This window comes from Phenylobacterium sp., assembly GCF_036501465.1.
Classification (GTDB): domain Bacteria; phylum Pseudomonadota; class Alphaproteobacteria; order Caulobacterales; family Caulobacteraceae; genus Phenylobacterium.
The window spans coordinates 1-18,535 of record NZ_DASYAF010000181.1 but is presented as its reverse complement, the minus strand read 5'-3'; the positions used below and the strand labels follow the sequence as shown (position 1 = coordinate 18,535).

At 68.8% G+C, this 18,535-nt stretch carries 13 protein-coding genes and 1 tRNA gene; 3 read left to right on the top strand and 11 right to left on the bottom strand.

What is annotated here, in order from left to right:
- The 5 genes from VGL85_RS21545 to VGL85_RS21525 form a co-directional block, all read right to left on the bottom strand.
- Positions 1–1,725 (bottom strand): TonB-dependent receptor plug domain-containing protein (locus VGL85_RS21545; RefSeq protein ID WP_331591098.1); only part of this gene is annotated, 1,725 nt, incomplete at its 3' end.
- A gap of 256 nt (positions 1,726–1,981) precedes the next feature.
- Complete coding sequence (locus VGL85_RS21540) at positions 1,982–2,533, bottom strand: HD domain-containing protein (protein WP_331591097.1); 552 nt, start codon at positions 2,531–2,533, stop codon at positions 1,982–1,984.
- A complete protein-coding gene (locus VGL85_RS21535) occupies positions 2,517–3,869 on the bottom strand; it encodes a DUF5690 family protein (protein WP_331591096.1) in 1,353 nt (450 codons plus the stop codon). Before VGL85_RS21535 ends, VGL85_RS21540 begins: the two co-directional genes overlap by 17 nt.
- Complete coding sequence (gene phnX / locus VGL85_RS21530) at positions 3,866–4,675, bottom strand: phosphonoacetaldehyde hydrolase (RefSeq protein ID WP_331591095.1); 810 nt, start codon at positions 4,673–4,675, stop codon at positions 3,866–3,868. The genes VGL85_RS21535 and phnX overlap by 4 nt, the downstream gene beginning before the upstream one ends.
- Positions 4,672–5,814: a TIGR03364 family FAD-dependent oxidoreductase gene (locus VGL85_RS21525; RefSeq protein ID WP_331591094.1), complete on the bottom strand. Its 1,143-nt coding sequence runs from the start codon at positions 5,812–5,814 to the stop codon at positions 4,672–4,674. Before VGL85_RS21525 ends, phnX begins: the two co-directional genes overlap by 4 nt.
- A gap of 234 nt (positions 5,815–6,048) precedes the next feature.
- On the opposite strand from VGL85_RS21525, the gene VGL85_RS21520 reads away from it, so the two are divergent.
- Positions 6,049–7,638, top strand: coding sequence for an ATP-binding protein (locus VGL85_RS21520; RefSeq protein WP_331591093.1), 1,590 nt, complete (start codon positions 6,049–6,051; stop codon positions 7,636–7,638).
- Between the two features lie 162 nt (positions 7,639–7,800).
- On the opposite strand, the gene VGL85_RS21515 is transcribed toward VGL85_RS21520, so the two are convergent.
- The 3 genes from VGL85_RS21515 to VGL85_RS21505 are packed head-to-tail and all read right to left on the bottom strand — an operon-like array spanning position 7,801 to position 12,645.
- Entirely contained in the window at positions 7,801–8,829 is a 1,029-nt protein-coding gene (locus tag VGL85_RS21515) for a YncE family protein (RefSeq protein WP_331591092.1), read from the bottom strand.
- Positions 8,830–8,864: 35 nt separating this feature from the next.
- Positions 8,865–9,962, bottom strand: a complete 1,098-nt coding sequence (locus tag VGL85_RS21510) for an alkaline phosphatase family protein (RefSeq protein ID WP_331591091.1) — start codon at positions 9,960–9,962, stop codon at positions 8,865–8,867.
- Position 9,963: 1 nt separating this feature from the next.
- Positions 9,964–12,645, bottom strand: a complete 2,682-nt coding sequence (locus tag VGL85_RS21505) for a TonB-dependent receptor (protein ID WP_331591090.1) — start codon at positions 12,643–12,645, stop codon at positions 9,964–9,966.
- A 234-nt stretch (positions 12,646–12,879) separates the two neighbouring features.
- Between VGL85_RS21505 and VGL85_RS21500 the strand changes: the two genes are divergently transcribed.
- Positions 12,880–13,545 carry a response regulator transcription factor gene (locus VGL85_RS21500; RefSeq protein WP_331591089.1) on the top strand — a complete coding sequence of 222 codons (666 nt, stop codon included), beginning with the start codon at positions 12,880–12,882 and terminating at the stop codon, positions 13,543–13,545.
- 37 nt (positions 13,546–13,582) lie between these two features.
- On the top strand, positions 13,583–14,908 hold the full coding sequence (locus VGL85_RS21495) for a sensor histidine kinase (protein ID WP_331591088.1): 1,326 nt from the start codon (positions 13,583–13,585) through the stop codon (positions 14,906–14,908).
- Between the two features lie 122 nt (positions 14,909–15,030).
- Here VGL85_RS21495 and VGL85_RS21490 read toward each other — a convergent pair whose 3' ends face one another.
- From VGL85_RS21490 to VGL85_RS21480, 3 genes are all read right to left on the bottom strand, one after another.
- Positions 15,031–16,521 carry a phospholipase D-like domain-containing protein gene (locus VGL85_RS21490; RefSeq protein WP_331591087.1) on the bottom strand — a complete coding sequence of 497 codons (1,491 nt, stop codon included), beginning with the start codon at positions 16,519–16,521 and terminating at the stop codon, positions 15,031–15,033.
- 210 nt (positions 16,522–16,731) lie between these two features.
- Positions 16,732–16,806 (bottom strand) — tRNA-Thr (locus VGL85_RS21485).
- Between the two features lie 107 nt (positions 16,807–16,913).
- Positions 16,914–18,535, bottom strand: a 1,622-nt coding sequence (locus tag VGL85_RS21480) for a hypothetical protein (protein WP_331591086.1), incomplete at its 5' end; no start/stop codon positions are given.

Sequence of the window (18,535 nt, the reverse complement as noted above, 5' to 3'; positions counted from 1 at the left end):
GATGCTGATGTCCGGCGCGCAGACCAGGACGTTCAGACAGCCGCCGTTGGTGTGGTAGACCGAGCCGGTCTCGTCCTCGTCGTAGTTGAAGTAGCGGGTGCCGGCGGTGACGGTCAGCACGTTCGGGATGATGTCGTAGTCGAACGAGGCGAAGAAGGCGTACTGGTCGTAGCCGCGCTGCACCTCCTCGCCGAAGCCAGTGTTGTCGGGACGGACGCCAGGCTCGTTGACGGTCGAGCCGGGGAACGGCGCGTCGTTGCCGAAGCAGGGCAGGCCGCCGGCCAGCGCGCTGGCCAGATTGTTCCCCTCTCGGCAGGCCGGCACGGTCTTATAGTTGAAGTCCATGGTGTCGAAGATGCGGAAGCGCTCGTAGTAGGCGCCGACCAGGCCGCGCAGGCGCCAGTCGTCCGGGGTGCTCACCCGGATCTCGTTGCTGAAGTGCGTGTTTCGCACCACGTCGTGCCAGCTGGTGACCGGCGAGTAGCAGGTGAGTGGCGTGCCCTTGCCGAGCAGGCCCGACGTGCCGCCTGTGCACTCGTAGTACTGGCCGTAGAGCGTGCGCGAATAGTTGGTGTAGTCCATCTGCTGGTTGATGTGCCGGGTCATGTAGCCACCGGTATAGATCACCTTCAGGTCGCCCAGCTTGCCGTTCACGGTCCAGGCGGTGTTGTTGAAGCTGTCCTTGTCGTAGGTCGGCGTGAAGGCGGTGATCTCCAGCGGCTTCAGCGGCTGGAAGTCGGAGCCGACCGGATAGGTGGTCGAGAGGCCTTCGGCGTCCATGCTCTGGAAGCTCTGGGCGATCAGCACGTTCCAGTCGTCGTTGAGATTGTAGAGCGCCTCGATGCGGGCGCCCTGGTGGGTCACGGGGTTCCAATCCTTCCTGGCGAGCGCGAAGTTGTTGGCGATGGCGGCGTTGGGGATGGTGCAGAGCCCGTGCTGGGTCCCGGCCGGCAGGCCGTTCGGGCAGACGCCGCCCGTCGGCTTGATGCCGAAGTAGGTGTTGTTGTCCTGGTTCGACCGGGTGAAGGTCGAAGGCACGTTGTCGATGTAGCCGCCCTGCCGGTCGTTGTAGATCACCGCACGGACCGCCAGCTGATCGTGCAGGATCGGCAGGTTGATCACTGCCGTCAGGCTGGTGTTGGGGTCGCCGCTGTGGCTCATGACGCCGTAGCTGGCGTCCACTTTGCCCTCGTAGACGTTGATCTTCGGCTTGTTGGTGATGTAGCGGACTGCGCCGGCCTGGGCGCCGCCGCCGAACAATGTGCCCTGCGGCCCCTCGAGGATCTCGACCCGCTCCATGTCGGCCAGGAACAGGTCGACGTTGCGCGACGGGAACTGCATGGACTGTTCGTCGAGGTAGAGGCCGACGTTGGGGAAGTTGCCGACCGTGGCGCTGGATTGGTTGCCGGCGAAGCCGGCCGAGAGACCGCGCATGAAGATGTTGCCCTGGCCGGGGCCGTTCTTCGCGAACTCGACGTTGGGCGTGAAGCGGAAGAGGTCTTCGACGGTGTCGATGTTGTTGTTCGCCAGGGTCTTGGTGGAGAAGGCCTGGATGGTCATCGGGACGGTCTGGACGGACTCCTCGCGATGCTGCGCGGTGACCACCAGTTCTTCGATGCTGGCGGTATCCCCCGCCGCGGCGGCCGCCTCCGCCGCCCAGGCCGATCCAGCCGCGCCGGCCACGATCGCGGCCACGGCGCAGGACACCAGGTAGTGTGCCTTCATGTCTTGTCCCCCTGTTGGTCGCCAACGAAACAGCCGGCGGGCGGCGGAGGATGGAATTTCCTCCGTATACGCACCGACAACCGTCAACCCCGAGTCAACCGCCGTGGCATGCCTGTGGCGCCGCGGGCGGATTGCGAAGCTCCGCGTATGGGGGAGGTGCGTGACGCTTCGGTGACCCGAATACTGCGGTTATTTGAATGTTTGCCGACGCGCGCATGACGTGTGCGATCGCGTCTGGCGTTCGATTTCCCGGGACCTAGGCGGCCGCGGCGTCCCGCCTGAGGCGCTGAAGCAGCGGCAGATAATCCGTAAACGAACGACCACAGGGCTCCAAAGACTTGCCGAGGTCGTCGAAGCGCCGCAGCGCCACCGCCTCACGCCAGTAGGCCCTGCATTCGAAGGCCGCCGCCTCCAGGGGTTCGAACCGCCCGCCTTGCAGCTCGAGCGAGGCCCGGGAGGCCGGGCTCAACGCCTCGTGGTAGCCGGCTTCGGTCAGGCACAGCCAGCGCTTGGCGGCCACGTGCAGGGCGATCGGCCGGCGCACGGCCGGGCCGAACAGGCGGGCAAGCGCGCGGGCGCCCGCCAGCTCATGCCGCGCGTCTAGGCCGAGCTCGGCGGCGCCGTCGTCCTCCAGCAGATGGCCGACGTCGTGCAGCAGGGCCGCGGCGATCAAGCTGTCCGACGCGCCGTCGTCCTCGGCGAGCCTGGCGCATTGCAGGGCGTGCTCGGCCTGGCTGACACCCTCGCCGTAGCAGCGCCCGCCACGTTCGGCATAGAGCCGCGTCAGGTCTTCAAGGCCGAGCCGCATCGGCGGCTCCCGTGGATCGGACCGGCCGCCCCAGGCGGCGATGGAAGTAGACGGCCGCGCCCGCGAGCAGCGCCAGGCCGACGATCGCCGAGACGTAGGAGATGGCCATCAGGAACTCCACCCAGGACAGTTTCAACCCCAAGAAGTTGCGTACGATCAGCAGCGCCACCGAGCTTACATAGCCGCTGGCGTCGGCTACATAGATCAGGAACCCCGCCGTGCCGGTCCGTCCGCTGGCGGCGATGAAGCGATCGAAGATCAGCGCGTTGAACGGCGTGTAGGCGAGGTAGAGTCCCGCGCCCAGCAGGATCATCCAGGTCACCGGCCCGGCCAGGTGCGCCTGGAAGGCCAGGGATGCCCCACCGGCCACCGCCAGCCCCAGGGCGACCAGCACCAGGTTGGCGAGGAAGGCGCGGCGGTTGTCGCGCACGAACATCACCACCGACAGCGTCACCAGGACGATGGCGCCGACCGGCAGCTCGGAGAGGGTGAAGATCTGGGCGTCGTCCTTGAAGCCCAGGCCGTTCCAGATTTCGACGGCGAAGTTGTCGCGGAAATCGCGCAGCGCCGTCAGGCCGATGTAGATCACCACCAGGGCGATCAGGCCCGGCGCATAGGCGGCGAACATCCTGCGCCGGGCGGCGCTGTCCATCGGCGCACGGGCCACCCGCAGCCGCTCGTCTTCGGCGTTGGGCGGCGGCAGGATCGCAAGGCCGCCGACACAGACCAGCAGCAGGGGCGCGAAGATCAAGCCGGTCAGGGCCGGCATCCAATATTCGTTCGCCCAGCCACGCAGCATGACGCTTTCGCCCACCGACTTCACCACGCCGGAGGAGACGATGAAGCTGACGCAGAGCATGGCTCCCAAGGGCTCCGACAGCCTGCGCCCCTCCAGGAAGCCAAACACCAGGCCCCAGATCATTCCCAGCGCCAGGCCGTTGGCGAACAGGCAGGCGACGTTCCACGGCGCGGGCGCGAGCGCGAACGCCACCAGGGCCAGCTCGGCCGCGCCGATCAGGGCCAGGATGGCGATGGCGCGCCGGTGCGGCGGCGTCTCGGAGATCACCTTGACGCCGGCGACCTTGGACAGCGCGTAGCCAAGCACCTGGGCGATCACCAGGGCGATCTTGAAGTCGATCGCCGCGCCCAGCACTACCGGCGCGGCGTGGGCGAAGCTCGCCACGGTGAAGGGCTTGCGGAAGGCGTACATGGCGAAATAGGCGCCGAAAGCCATCAGGCCGCCGTAGAGCGCGAACACCGGCGCCGGCGCGCGGGCCAGCCAGCCCCGCATCCGCCCGGCGAGGCTCTCACGGCTGGTCGGCAGGGCGAGGGTCATGACGCGGCGATCTGCTGGCTGATCCTCTGGGCGATCTCGTGGATCACCGGCATCAGCTGCGAGACGTCCTCGATGACGAAGTCGGCGCCGGCGCCGCGCAGGACCGTCGCCGCCGCGGCCAGCCGGGCGCTCCGCTCGGCGCCCGAAAGGGCGGCATAGGCGGCCTCGTCCAGGCCCATTTCGTTGCCCGAGGCGGCCAGGCCCACGGTCCAGCAACCGGCGGCCTTGCCTTCCGCCATGCCGACCGGGGCGTCGTCCACCTTGACGCAGGCTTGCGCCGGCCAGGCGTCGAGTTCGATCAGCGCCTTCCAGGCCATCAGCGGCGCGGGCCGCCCGCTGGGAGTCTCGCCGGCGCAGACCACCGCCTCGGGCGCATAGCCCTGCTGGGCGGCGGCGGCCAGGATGGGCGCCATCATCCGCCGCGTGTAGCCGGTGCCCGAGCCGATCCGGACGCCCAGCGCCGCAAGCTCGGCGGCGACCTGCGCCGCACCCGGGATCAGCTTCGAACTCTCCGCGGCCGCGGCGGCCATAGCCGGCTCCAGCCTGGCGTAGAGCGCTGTGACCTCGGCTTCGCCCGCCGCCGCACCCTTGGCGGCCGCCCACCGCGCCGCCACCCCCGGTTCGTCCAGGATGGCGCGCAGATGGTCGAGCTTGGCCTTGCCCATGTCGGCGCGAGCCTCGGCGACCGACAGCGCCAGCCCCTCGGTCGCGAACACCTGCTGTAGGGCGCGCACCGGCGCCGTGCAGCCGAAATCGACCATGGTGCCGGCCCAATCGAAAATCACCGCCCTCACAGGGAAACTCATGCCGCCGTCTCCGTCTGCAGATTCAGAAGCTCGCCCAGCACCGTCTCGGCGATGCCGAAACCGGTGGAGGCGCCCGTCCCGCTGGTGACGATCACCAGGCGTACGGCCGGCTCCGGCGCATCGACCAGCCAGGTGCGCGCGCCCGACGAGGCGTAGACGCCGGTCCAGCGTTCCACGACCGGCGGCGCCGGGCGGCCCAGGGCGCGAGCATATTCGTCGAGGATCGCCTGCTCCGCCTGCGCCGGCGCGAACGGGCCCGGCAGGTCGGCGTAGTGGTGGCTGTCGCCGACGACCAGACCGCCGTCGAGGCCTTGCGCGACGATCAGATGGACGCCGTGCTCATAGGCCTCCGGATGCGCCGCCCGCAGCCTGGTTTCCAGGGCGCGCGCTTCCGGCAGGGCGGCATAGCCGGCGTAGCGGGTGAGGCTGAGGTCCGACATCACCGCGCCCGGCAGGCGTAGTCCTGCGTCCGCGGTCTTGAGCATCGACAGCCGGCAACGGGAGAGGCCGTAAGCCGCGATCCGCTCTGGATAGAGGGTCGCGAAATCGTCGCCCGGACAGACCACGACCGCATCGGCCGCGATGGGTCCGCGCGAGGTGGCGAGCCGCGGCGGCGAAGCCGAATGGACCACCGTCCCGTTGAAGAAGCTCACGCCCTCCGCGGCCAGCCAGGCCGTCAGCGCGGGGATCGCCGTTCGCGACTCCACCCGCACTTCATGCGGGCTGAACAGCGCGCCTCGAAGGTCTCCGCCGCCCAGCCCGCCCGATCGGCCACAGAACTCCCCGGCCGCCAGCAGCCGGCAGCCCTCGCCCATCTCGGTGGCGAGGAAAGCCTCGATCACCGCGATCGCCTCGACGGACCGGGCGGTAAGATAGAGCCCTTGCTGCTCGATGCGGATCCCGGCCCGGGGCGCGACATCGGCCCACAGATCGCGGGTGCGCCGCGCCAGACGCCAATGTTCGCCACGTTCTTGGCCGGTGACGGTGATGAAGCCGAAATTGCGGATCGACGCACCGTTGGCGCGCGGGTCCTTCTCGATCACGCAGACCTTCAGGCCCGCGCGGGCGGCGACGCAGGCGTGCGCCAAGCCGACAACGCCGCCGCCCACAACGGCCAGATCGAAAGAGTCCGCGGGCAACCTGTTGTTCCGCCGTCTGGGAGGCTATCGACCTGTTCCTAGCCGACGCATGCGACAGTTCGGTTGCGGTGGGGCCTTCCCGCCATTTGTGACGCCTTTCCTAAGCGCCGTTCACCTTGTCACAAACACTTCGCGCGACCTTAACCCCCAGCGGTTGCGCCTTCAACGGCTCGTTAGCGGGCCCCCTGTCATCAGCGTCCCGCGCCTTCGCTGATGAAGGTCGGGGGGATCGTCATGACGCTGCTGCTGGACATCGCGCCGTTCTCCGAGCCGGTGACGCCGGGCCACACGGGCCGCGACATCTACCGACGCTTCGAGGACGATCCCGACCTCCTGGTGATCGCGGTGGTCGACGAGGCCGACCGTCCGGTGGGCCTGGTGGAGCGCAACGCGTTCCTGGTGCGCATGGCTGCGCAATACGGCTATGCGCTCTGGGCGCGCCGGCCGATCCACCACTGGATGAAGACCGATCCGCTGATCGCCGACGGCGACATGACCGTCGAAGAGTTCTGCGGCCGCGTGATGGAAGAGAGCCCCTCGGAACTGCTGCAGGGCTTCATCGTCACCTGCGGCGAGCGCTACGCCGGGGTCGGCACGGCGCTGTCGCTGCTGCAGGTCACCGCCGCGGCCACCGCCACCCACGCCGCCGAGATGAAACGCCTGGCCGAAAGCGCCCAGGATGCGCTCGCCGCCAAGGGCCGCTTCCTGGCGGTGATGAGCCACGAGATCCGCACACCCCTGAACGGCGTGCTGGCGGTGGCCGAGATCATCCGCAGGAAGTCCCGCCAGGACGACCTGGCGCCCCTGGTCGACACCATCCTGCAATCGGGCGGCGTGCTGCTGCGCCTCCTGAACGACGCCCTGGATCTTTCACGCGCCGAGGCCGCCGGCCTGGAGCTGCGCGAGGAACCCATGGCGGTCGAGCAGATCATCGGCGAAACCGTCTCACTATGGTCCGCCCAAGCGGAGCTGAAGGGCGTGACGCTGGACGCCGCCTATGTTGGCCCGCCGGACCTCTATGTCCTGGCCGACCGCGTGCGGCTGCAGCAGGTGATCAACAACCTGGTCTCCAATGCCATGAAGTTCACGCAGGCCGGCGTCGTATCGGTGCGCCTGCGCGCCCAGCGCCGCGACGGCTACGTCGAGCTCACCGGCGAGGTGGCCGACTCGGGCCCCGGCGTGCCGCAGGACCGGCTGCAGTCGATCTTCACGCCTTTCCAGCAGACCGACGACGGCGTGCGCTTGGGCGGCGCGGGCCTGGGCTTGGCGGTCTGCCGCCAGATCCTGGAGCGGATGGACGGCGCCATCGAGGCGGCGAACCGGCCGGAGGGCGGCGCCCTCTTCACCTTCTCAGCTCCGTTCCATGGGTTGCCGAAGCCCATCGACGCGGGACCGCCGGCCGGGCCGGTGGAGGCGGCCGGCGGGGCCCTGCACGTGCTGGTCGTCGATGACAACGCCACCAACCGTATGGTCGCCTTGACCCTGGTCGAGATGTTCGGCTGCACCTGTGAGGCGGTGGCGGACGGCGCCGCGGCCGTAGAGGCCGCCGCCACTGGCTGCTTCGGCCTGATCCTGATGGACGTGAAGATGCCCGGCATGGATGGAGTGGAAGCGACGCGTCGCATCCGCGCCGGCCGCAACGCCAGCTCCCAGGTCCCGATCCTGGCGCTCACCGCCAATGCCGACCCGGCCGACGCGGCCTTCTACCGGGTCTGCGGCATGAACGGTGTGGTCGAGAAGCCGGTGAAGCCCGAGCGCCTGTTGGAGGCCATGAGCGCTGTCCTGCTGCAAGCCGTCGCGCCGCTTGCGACCGAAGCGGCCTAGCTTTTTTCACCGCACCTGGGCCGGAAGCCGACGCTCGGCGCGTGCCCGCGCAAGCTCCGCATTGCGGCCGCGCTCGCCAATGTCCGCATCTGTCGCGCTGGCGATGTCTGACGCTGGGCCCGGACCTGGGAAGCCGGGAGGCTCGGAGCGCTCGCGCCGCCGCTATTTCGCCGGATCCAGGAACAGGAGCCTGAGGCTGCCGGGGCGCGGCCGCGGCCGGCCGCCCGGCGTGGCGGCCGGGTCTGTGTCGGCGGCGGCGATGTAGAGGCGCCCGCTCTGCGGATCGAGCGACATGGTCCGCCCGCTGACCGCCGTTGGTATGGTGGCGACGTTGGCGTAGCTGTCCGGCGTCGTCTGGCGGATCACCGAGACCGTCCCGTCGGCGCCGTTGGAGCTGAACGCCAGGCCGCGCTTAGGATCGAAGGCGGCCGCGTCGGTGCCCTTGCCGATCGGCGCGGTGGCGACCACGCGCCCAGTGTCGGCGTTGACCACCGTCATCAGGCCATTCACGCAACTGGAGAATAGCCGGCGGTGAACCTTGTCGATGGCCAGGCCGTGCGGACTCGCGCAATCCGGCATCGGCCAGTGCGCGGTCACCGCGTTGCTGCGGGTGTCGATGGCGACGATCTCGCGCTTGGCCTCGCCGTTGACATAGAGGTGGCCGCGGTCGTCGGCGACGCCGTATTCGACCTTGCCGCCGGTGCTGATGGTGGCCACCGCCTTGTCGGTCTTGGGGTCGATGACCGTGACGCTGGCCGGATCGCCCTCGATGATGAAGACGTGGCCGGTGACGGGGTCGAAGGCGATCGCATCGGCGTCGGCGGCGGCCGGGATATGAGCGCCGATCTTGAGCGTCTTGAGGTCGAAGGCGACGGCCTGGCCCGCCCTGCCATCGTCGGTATAGCCCTTGCCGGTCGCCATGGAGATGCCGATCCCGTGGGTCCCGCCGGGGACGCCTTCGACCTTGCCGACGATATGGCCGTCGCGCCCATCGACCACCGAGACGGTGTCGCCGTGCGCCACGTAGACCCGGTGTGACGGGGCGTCGAAGACCACGTAGTCCCAGCGATCCGGCGCGCCCAGCGGCACGGTCTTGACGAGGTGGTAGGCCGGGGTGGCGGGCTGGGCCACGGCGGAAGCGGCGATGACGCCCAGGGCCGCCGCGGCGGCGGCGAAGGGTGCGGACTTCATAGGACGGTCTCCCAGGTGGTGGTCAGCGCGGGAATTCAGCCGCCAACCGCGAACAGCTTCGCCATCGGCGCGACGCCATGCGCTGTGTCGGCGGCGTGGCCAAGATGCGCCGAAAGCCCGAAGCTGTCTTCCAGGGTGCGCAGCAGCGAATAGTGGCTGTAGGGCGTGGCGTCGCTGAGCCTCCGCGGCCCGTGGTTGGTGATCACCAGGGTCGGAATATGGCCACCGCCGAAATTCGAGGCGGCCTCCGGTGTCACGCCGCAGCAGCCTTCGCGCGATTTGCCGGCGCCTTCATCGAAGGTGAGCACGATGGCCACATTGCCCCGGCTCGCCCACACCGCACTCGCCTGGATGCGGCGGACCAAGTCGCCGGCGAAGGCGTCGCCGCGGCGGATCAGGGCGGCCTTGTTGTTCCCGTCGCAGTCGGCGGGGACGCCGTCGCCGTGCAGGCCGTGCATGTCGTTGCACTGGTTGGGCACGATCACCGCGAAGGTCGGCATGGCGTTCGCCGCAAGGTCTCGCCCCAGTTGGTCGAAGCCCACGATCCGCTCGGCGCGCCGAGGGTCGTTCTGCACGTCGGTGAAGTTCATGAACCCCGAGTGCTTCGAGGCGTAGAGCGCGGTCTTGCGGGTGCCGTTGTCGAAGCGAGGATCGCTGGCGACGACGTCCAGGGCGCCGGGCCTGGGCAGGCTCTCGTAGTAGCCCTTCCAGGTCAGGCCGGCGGCCGTGAGCTGGTCGCCGAGGTGTGGCGCTCCCACCGTGTGGTCGACATAGCCGGGCGCCGTCGCGCCGTCGCACTGCGGGCGCGGCGAACCGGCCTTGCAGTAGTAGGCGTCGTCGTCGTGGATGCCGAAGGTGTCGCCGCTCAACAGCGCCACATAGTTGGCCTCGCTGGGATGCACCTCGGCGTAGAACCGTGTGGCGTTGCCGTACTGTTTGGCCAGCCCGGCGAAGTTCGGCGCGGCCGCGGGATCGAGGATCTGCGCATAGTCCTTGTTCTCGTCGATGATGACGAAGACGTGGTCGTAGCGCGGCACGCCCTCCAGGGCGCTCGGACGCATCGGCGTCGTGGCGCAGCCGGCCAGTAGGCCGGCCGCCAGGGCGAGCGCGGGGAACAGCTGGCGGAGCTTCATCCTAGAATTTCGCCCTGACGCCGGCCTCGTAGGTCACGTCGTAGAACTCGCGCTGGATCGGCCGGTTGGCGCTGCCTTCGTCGTAGCGCAACGGCGTGTTGAGCAGGTTCTTGGCGTTGAAATAGACGGTGAAGTTGTGGGTCAGCTGGTAGCTGGACGTGAAGTCCATGGTCAGGCGCTCGTGCTGCAACACGTCCAGCGCCTTGTCGCCGCCCAGGCCGAAAAGGCTGTGGCTGACGTATTCCGACGACAGGCGCAACTGCAGGCCGTGGTCCTCATAGAAGCCGGCCAGGTTCCAGGTGACCTTCGAGGTGCCGGGCAGCAGGCCGAACTGATTGGTCCCGGTGGCGCTGGTCGCCGCGTCGTATTCCAGGACGCGCGAGTCCACCAAGGTGAGGTTGGCCTCGACGCCGAAGCCCTTGAACGGATCGGGCAGGAAGGTGAACTTCTGGTGGTAGGCCACCTCCGCCCCGCGCGCATGCGCGCCGGAGAGGTTGAGGAAGGTCGTGACGTCGGCCAGTTGTCCGGGCGCCAGGGGGTCGGTGGTGATCCCGTGCTGCACACGCGGGGCGATGTAATTCTGGAACTCCTTGTCGAACAGGGCGGCCTGGATGATGCCGCCATTGTCCAGGTAGTACTCCAGCGACAGGTCGAAATTGTCGCCGGTGATCGGCTTCAGGTTGGGGTTGCCGCGGCTGATCAGCACCGGGCTGTTGGAGAAGTCGACCGAGGACGCCGCGGCCACCTGCTCGAAGCCGGGCCGGCCAATGCCGGTGGAGAAAATGGCGCGCGCGATCAGGTTGGGTGCGAAGCTGTACTTCACCTGCGCGGTCGGGAAGACGTTGGTGTAGTCGTCCTTGCGCGCGACGAGGGCTGTGGTGTCGTTTCCGGCGGCGTCGGTGGTGGTCTGGAACGCCGAATAGGTGGCGTGCGTCGTCTCGACCCGGGCGCCGGCCAGGAAGCCCCACTTGCCGATGTCGGTTGTGTACTGGGCGTAGGCGGCGAAGATGTTCTCCTTGGCGGTGAAGAAGCCGCTTTGGTCGAGGTCGTCGGTGGTCGTGCCCGCCTGGCCGACCAGGATGGCGCGGATGGCGTAGCGGTTGATGAATGGCCCGTTCGGGTAGTGGCCGTCGTAGTACTGGTTCGCGGGGCCTGAGGCGGCGGCGAGGTTCAGCGTCGGCGCGACGATGCCGTCTTCGATGAACGGATTGACCGTCTTGTCCCGCAGCCGGGCCTCGGCGCCGACCTTCAGCCGGTCGCTGTCGTTCACGAGCTTGATCGGAACCTGCAGATTGCCGGCGTAGGAATATTCCTCGTCGACATCGTGCTCGGTCGAGTTGGTGATGCGGTTGAGGTTGTAGGCGCTGGCGGTATCCGGGTTGAATCCGCTCGGATAGGTGAAGCTCGGCGTCGTGGAGTTGGTGATGTTGTTGTAGTCGACCGCCACCGTAGGCCCGACGAACCGGGCGCCGATGTTGTAGCCGACCGCGAAGGTCGCCCGGCTGTAGGCGGCGCGGTAGTCGAGCAGGGCGTCGCCGAGGCGGTCGCGCCCGCCGATTACATAGACCTGGTTGCGGTGGGTCTCCTGCTCGTCGGTGAGCGTCTCCTGCGCCTGGCCCGAGGCCAGGAAGGTCGTCCCGTCCGGACCGCGCGGCACGCTGCCGTCATCCTGCTCCGCCCCATCCAGATTGCGCAGCAGATAGAAGTTCTTGTGCACCGCCTCGGTGTAGCCGGCGATGCTGGCGCGCGCGTAGTAGGTGTGGTCGTCGTTCGGTTCGAAGTCGAACTCGCCGCCATAGCCGAACCGGCGGCGATGGTAGTCGTAGCGCCGGAAGTCGACGCTGCTAAAGGCCTTGCCCTGGATGCCCGCGTCCGCCTTCGCCGCGACGCCGGTGTCGTCGATATAGCCTGCCTCCAGGTCGTCGACGGCGCGACGGTCGTCCTTGCGCGAGGCGTTCATCACGAAGGAGAAGGGATAGGGATTGGAGATCCAGCCGGCCCGCACCGGGGCGGTTTGCCCGTCGCCGGCCACGATCAGGCCGCGATCGCCGAAGCCGAAGCGTGCGCCGCCCGCCAATTCCACGTCGGTGGGGCCGGTGTGCTTGTGCAGCGGCTCGTAGCCCCAGCCCAGCGTGCCTTCCACGAACGGCATGTCGAGGTGGGCGGCCGAGCGCGGGGTGAGCTCGATAGTCCCGCCCAGGCCTTCGCCTTCCTGGTCCGGCAGGCGGGTCTTGGTGACCACGATCCCGTCGATGGCGCCGGTCGGGATGGTGTCGAACTCCACCGCCCGGCCGCCGCCGCCCGCCGCGGTGCCGCCGGCGTTGGTGTTGAGCAGGACGACGCCGCCGTAGGTGGCGCCGTTCAGGTTGGCGTCGATTCCGCGGATGTTCACGAACCGGCCCTCGCCGGTGTCGCTGGAGAGCGAGATTCCGGGGATGCGGCCCAGCGCTTCGGCGGCGTTGAAGTCGGGATATTTGGCGATGGTCTCGGCGGATTGGACGTCGATGAGGTTCGGCGCTTCCTGTTGGCGGACCCGCGCCTGGGCCTCTTCACGCGGCGCGGTCACCACGACCTCGTCGACCGAGGACGGGCCCGACGCGGCGGCGGCGGCCCAGGCTGCCTGGGCGAGCGCCAGCCCGCTGACGGACGAAATCAAGGCCGCGGAAAACCGAACCATCTTCATGCGAGCACCCCAGGCGTTGGCGGAGTTCGACGCCCGGCGACTGGGGCGCAGAGCGGGAGCCGTGACATGGCCGCGCAACGCTTTGATGGTGCTTAGGCGATGGAATTGTCTGAAGGCTTGCGACGCCGCAAGTCACGGAACCTTCGCACTTGCCCATCACTCTGATGAGCCAGGTTTGAACCGCCGAGGTGAACCGCCTTCAGCTCGGCGCGCAAGGGTGCCGTCCTGAACATATTGATCATCGAAGATGATGGCCGCACGCGCGAGTTCGTCAGCGACGGTCTTGGGGCGCGGGGGCACGAGGTCGCCGCCGAACGGGACGGGCGCGCCGGGCTGCTGCGGGCCTGCGACCGGAGCTTTGACGTGCTGGTCATCGACCGCATGCTCCCCTCGCTCGGAGGCCTGGAGATTCTGAGGGCGCTGAGGACCGCCAGTATCGACACCCCCGCGATCCTGCTCACCGCCCTGGGCGGCCTCGCGGACCGCGTCGAAGGCCTGAGGGGCGGCGCCGATGATTATCTGGTGAAGCCGTTCGAGCTCGACGAGCTGGAAGCCCGGCTGGAGGCGATCGGCCGGCGTCCCCCGACCGTCGGCGCGGCCGCGGTGCTGCGCAAGGACGACATCGTCCTGGACCGCCTCACCCGCAAGGTGACGGTGGACGGCGTGCTGGCCGACCTCACCGGCAGCGAGTTCGCCATGCTGGAGATGCTCATGCTGAATGCAGGGCAGGCGGTCACCAAGGCGATGCTGGTCGAAGGCGTCTTCGACCTGCACCTGAGCGCGCCGGGCCCGCTGATCGAGCCGCATATGAGCCGGTTGCGCGCCAAGCTGGTGCGGTTGGGCGCCGTGGACCCCATCCGCACGCTCCGCGGCGTCGGTTACGCCATTGCAGCCCACTAGGCGCCTTTTCGCGTCAGCAAGCTTCCGCCTCGCCGCGGTGCAGACGCTGCTCTTCGTGGTGACCTTCGCGGCGGCCGGCGCCACGACCCTTGCCATCGTGCGCCGCGCGGAGGTTCGCGCCGCCCATGCCGAGATCGAGGAATACGAAGACGACGTCACCGATCGCCTGGCGCAACGGGGCCTGACGAACCTGATCGCCTACAACCGCACCCATCACGACGCCGTCCATGACTTCCGTCTGGACGACGCCAAAGGCCGCGTCCTGGCCGGCGGCTTTCCGGCGCCGCCGATCCCGAAGCCGATGCCGGCGAAACGCAAGTTCTGGTCCAGCTTTGCGGCTTCGCGCGTCGGGCCGGTGCTGGCCTACACCCGCCCAGAGCCGGGTGGCCTGCGCCTGACGGTCGGCGAGTATCTGAGGGCGCGCGAGGCGCAGGACAATGTGATTCTCTGGGCGGTCGCCGGCCTGGCTACGGTGGTCGCCGCGATCGGGATGATGAGCGGCGTCTGGATCAGCCGCGGCGTGCTGCGCCACGTCGACGGCATGGCGCAATCGATTGAGCGCTATGCGGGCGGCGATCGCGCCGCGCGGATCGAACGGTCCGGCCAGGGGGCGTCGGATCTCGACGACCTGGCCGGAGCCCTGAACCGGATGATGGATCGCGAGAACCGGCTGGTGGAGGGTCTTCGGCAGGTGTCCTCGTCCATCGCCCACGATCTGCGCCGACCCCTGGCGCATCACAATCAGGAGATCGGCAAGGCGCTCGCCGGACCGGCGTCGACCGCGCATTACCGGAACGCCCTGATCGGCGCCAACGAGCGGGTGAGCGAGGTCCTGGAGACCTTCCAGGCCCTGCTGCACATCGCCGAGCTGGAGGCCGGGGCGCCGGGATTGGCCCTGTGCCCGGTCGACCTCGATGAGATCGCCGGCAAGGTCGTGGACGCCTACGCGCCCCGCGCCGAGGCGGAGGGACGATTGCTGAGCTATTCACCGTCCGCAGGCGGCGCCGAGGTTGAGGCCGAACCGCGCATCCTGGGCCAGGCGCTCGCCAACCTCATCGAGAACGCCCTGACGCACACGCCGCCAGGAACGCGGGTCCAAATCCGGGTGGAGGCTCGCGGACCCCGGATCATCGTCAGCGACGATGGCCCGGGCGTGCCGGAGGCCATCCGTGGAAAGATCTTCGAACGTTTCTTCCGCCAGGACACAAGCCGCTCGACATCGGGCAACGGTCTCGGGCTGGCGCTCGCGACCGCGGCGTTTGGCGCCTTCGGTGGAAACCTCACCGCCGAGGACGCCGATCCAGGATTGAGGCTCGTGGCCGCCTTTGACGGGGCGCAGGTCGTGGGAAGACCGGTGGCCTGAGCGGATGCCGAATTGCGCATGTCCGCCGTCTGGCGCCAGAAAGACGTCCGCTCTTAGCGCGCGCCAGCCTCCTCAAGGCTGGACCTTGCGACCAACGTGACAGAAGCGCGATCGAAGCCGGTTTAAGCGGTGGCCCTCATCGCGTCGCGTCCGCGACGCTCGGCGCTTCGCGACATCGCTTTGCGCCGCCACGGTCGCCAACCGTCGGCGGGCGAGAACGGGTCGCCCATGTGATAGGTGGCGATGACCGCGGCGAGGCCCTTGACCGGCGGAAGTTCGATGGGCCGCAAACGCGCATAACCGGCGCTACGCAGGGCTTCGAGGGCGCCGCCCAGACTCCCGGCCTTGCCGATCGCAGCCTCGACCACGGCATCCTCGCAGCCCAGCCAATGCGCCAGCAGATGGTTCCTGAGGCGGGTGATCGCGGCCCGGTTGCCCGTGTCCGCGCGGCCCGCGGCCTCGAACGAAAGGTCGCACTCGGTGTCGAGACCCATGGAGCGGTTGTTGATGTTGGCCGAGCCGATCCTGAGAAGCCGATCGTCGATGATCGTCAGCTTGGCGTGGACGATGATAATCCGGCCGAGCGTCGTGACCGGGCTGTAGGCTTGAAAGCGGCCATGCTTGTCGGCCCGCTTCAGGGTTTCGATGAAGCGCACCCGGGTGCGGTCCATGGTCGCCTGGTCGAAGAAGCTGGGCGAATGTTCCGTGCCGATCAGCACGACCTCGGGGCCCTGGGGGTCGCGCAGGCGCGCCGCCAGGGCCGCGCCGATCAGCGGCGAGGTGTAGTACTGGTTCTCCATGTAGATGCAGCGCTTCGCCCTGGCGATGGCTTGCAGGTGCAAGGCCTCGACCTCGCGGACTTCAGGGTGGTTCTTCCAGGCTCCATGGGTGCGTGAAAGGCCGACGGCGACAGCCTTGAACTGCGGCGAGATCTGAGCCGGCCACGCTGGCCGGGTTGCCGGCGGTTCGGGCGGCGTCTCGCCGGCGCAGCGCGCCCAGCGTTCGCGGAAAAGCACGCCCAGCGCCTTGGCGGCCGCGCCCTCGACGATCCCCATGACTTCGTGGCGGCTGTCAAAGTCCTTCTCATGGGCGCCGTGAGCATGCTTGGTCATTTCGCGCCGCGGATCGTCGTCGAGATGGTTGTGGGTGTCCCAGCGATCCGGCCCGATGTCGCCGCCGCCACAGAAGGCGATGGCGTCGTCGATGATGATCGCCTTCTGATGGTGCGAGGCGCCCACGGGCAGCCTGCCGTCGAGGAGAAACTTCACCTTGCTGCCGGCGAAGGTCTTGCGGTCGGCGAGCGGAAACCAATTCTGGGTCGCGGCGACCGGCAAGGCCGATTGCCAGCAGAGGATGCGGACGTCGAGCTTCGGGTTGTCCTTCGCCAACCGCTTCAGGAAATTGGCGATCCGGTCGTCTTCCGGACCGGTGCAGCCCGGCTGCGGATGGAACAGCGTCTGGGGTTCGAAGGCCCAGTTGAGCAGGTGGATGGTGTGCCTGGCCTTGCGCATGGCGGCCATGGCGGCGTCGAAATAGTCCGCCATATCGACGATCAAGGCCGCGCGCTCACTCGTTTCGCGCCGCCAGCATGTGGTTCCGGGCTCCAGCAGCATGGGTCGATCCCCGCGGTGACGGTGGTCTAAGCCCCTAAGGCCCAGGTTGTTCCCAAACGCACAGGGGCGAAGCGCGCTTCACGGCGGCGATCCGCCCACAGGCCCGTCGCCGAGCGGAATCCAGGCGATTCCGGCGGCTCCCTGGGCACGCCAATCTGAGTCGGAAGGCGCGGGGTGGTCCTTCAACCTCTTGAAAAGGTTGAAGGACCGTGGTGCCACGACAGGGATTCGAACCCTGGACCTCAGCCTTACCAAGGATGCGCTCTACCACTGAGCTATCGCGGCGAAAGGCGAGGCGCGGGCTATAGCGAAGACCATGCGCCGCGTGAAGCCCTATTCCGAAGCGCGAGCGCCGGACAAGCGGCCGGCGCGTCCTGGGTTTCGGAAGCTCCTCAGGAATCCGGCGCGCCCTCCGCCCAGACCGGGTCCAGCAGCTGCGCCGACCTGGCCGCCTTTTCCCGGGGCAGGAAGCGGCCGTAGTATTGCTCCACGGCCCGGGCGTTGTCCTGGATCGCGAAGCCGGCCTGTTCGAAGGATCCGGTCTGCTTCAGCACGTGGGTGGCGAGCACGTGGCGCGCGCAATGCGGCCCATGCGGCAGCAGGCCCGCGATGGCGCCCCGACCGGTATAGGGATTGTAGACGCCGTAGCGCTCGATGAGCGCGCGCCAGGCACTATAGAAATCGGTGTCGTTCATCGCCGCGTTCGCCCGCCCAGCCTTCACCTGCTTGACGAAGAAGGTCCCGGGATCCTTGACGCCGCCGAGCAGGACGCGCCGGTGGACCGCCAGATAGGCGTCGATCTCGTCATACAGGCCGGCGACGTCGGGCAGCCGAAGTTGGTACTGTCGGCCCTGGAAGTAGCTTGAGGCGGCGTTCTTGAAGGCGCTCGGCGGCGCCACAACCTCCCAGCCGGCCAACCGTTCGCTCCAGCGCAGTTCGCCGCGGCGGGCGGCGTCGAGCTCCGGCGCCGGGGTCGGGGGGCGGCCGCGCGGGCAGACCTGCAATTCACGCAGGGTGCGCTGGCGGAAGCCAAGGTGCAGAGCGAAACGAAACATCAGATAGGCGCGGGCGTTCTCGGCGGCCGCCCGGCGATGGTGGCGTGCATCCGGCCGCCGGGCGCGGATTTCGTCGGCGATCCGTCGATAGACGCTGAGCGGACGATCGGCTTCCAGCACCACGACGATCGGCTCGAACGGGTCGTGATGCCGCCGGCAGATGCGCTTGACCTCCTTGCTGCGCATCTCCGCGAAGGCGGCGATCCGCGCGCAGGCGGCGGCCCAGTCGCCGCGGACCGCGGCGATCTCGTCGGCGCGGACCAGATGGGGGATCGGCTGCAGGCGCGCCGCCAGGGCGGGCGTCTGGGCGAGCCAGCCGGTCTGCGGATGGACCAGGCCGGCGATGCAGATCAGCAGGTCGACCTCCCACACCGTCAGGAAGCCCCGCCGCCGGCTCCGCCATTCGAGGTAGTCGTCGATCACCGCCGGAAACAGCATCAGGGCGAAGGTCAGCGCCTCCAGCGGCGCGCCCAGGCCGCCCACCGGGCCCTGCGGATCGCCCGCCACCGCGCCGAAGAACAGGCCGAGGTGCTCGATCCTCAGGTCCGCCGTCGCCGCGCTCCAAACGCTTGCGCGCGGGCGGTCCGGCGCGGCGAAGGTCGCGGTCTTGAAGGCCAGGAGGTCGCCCATCTCGTTCGACAGGGCGACCGGCGCCGGCCGCGTGCCGGCGCGCAGCCGCCGGCCGGTCGTGGCGCGCGGCGAGGTCTTCCAGCCCTGGTGTTCCGGGAAACGGATGCCATAGGCCCCGGCGGTCGCCGTCGCCTGGCGCCGGCGATAGTCGCTGTCCTCGGACCGGAACGTCCGACGCACCCACGCCAGGATTTCCACCTGCTGCGCGGGGCTTCGCTGTTCGAAGTCGTCCGGCAGGTGATAGAGCAGCCGCCGACGCTCGGGGTGGCTGAAGCCCGGCGCTGGCCTTGCGACCAGGGCGCACGCCGCGGACGGCGCCAGACGGCGGA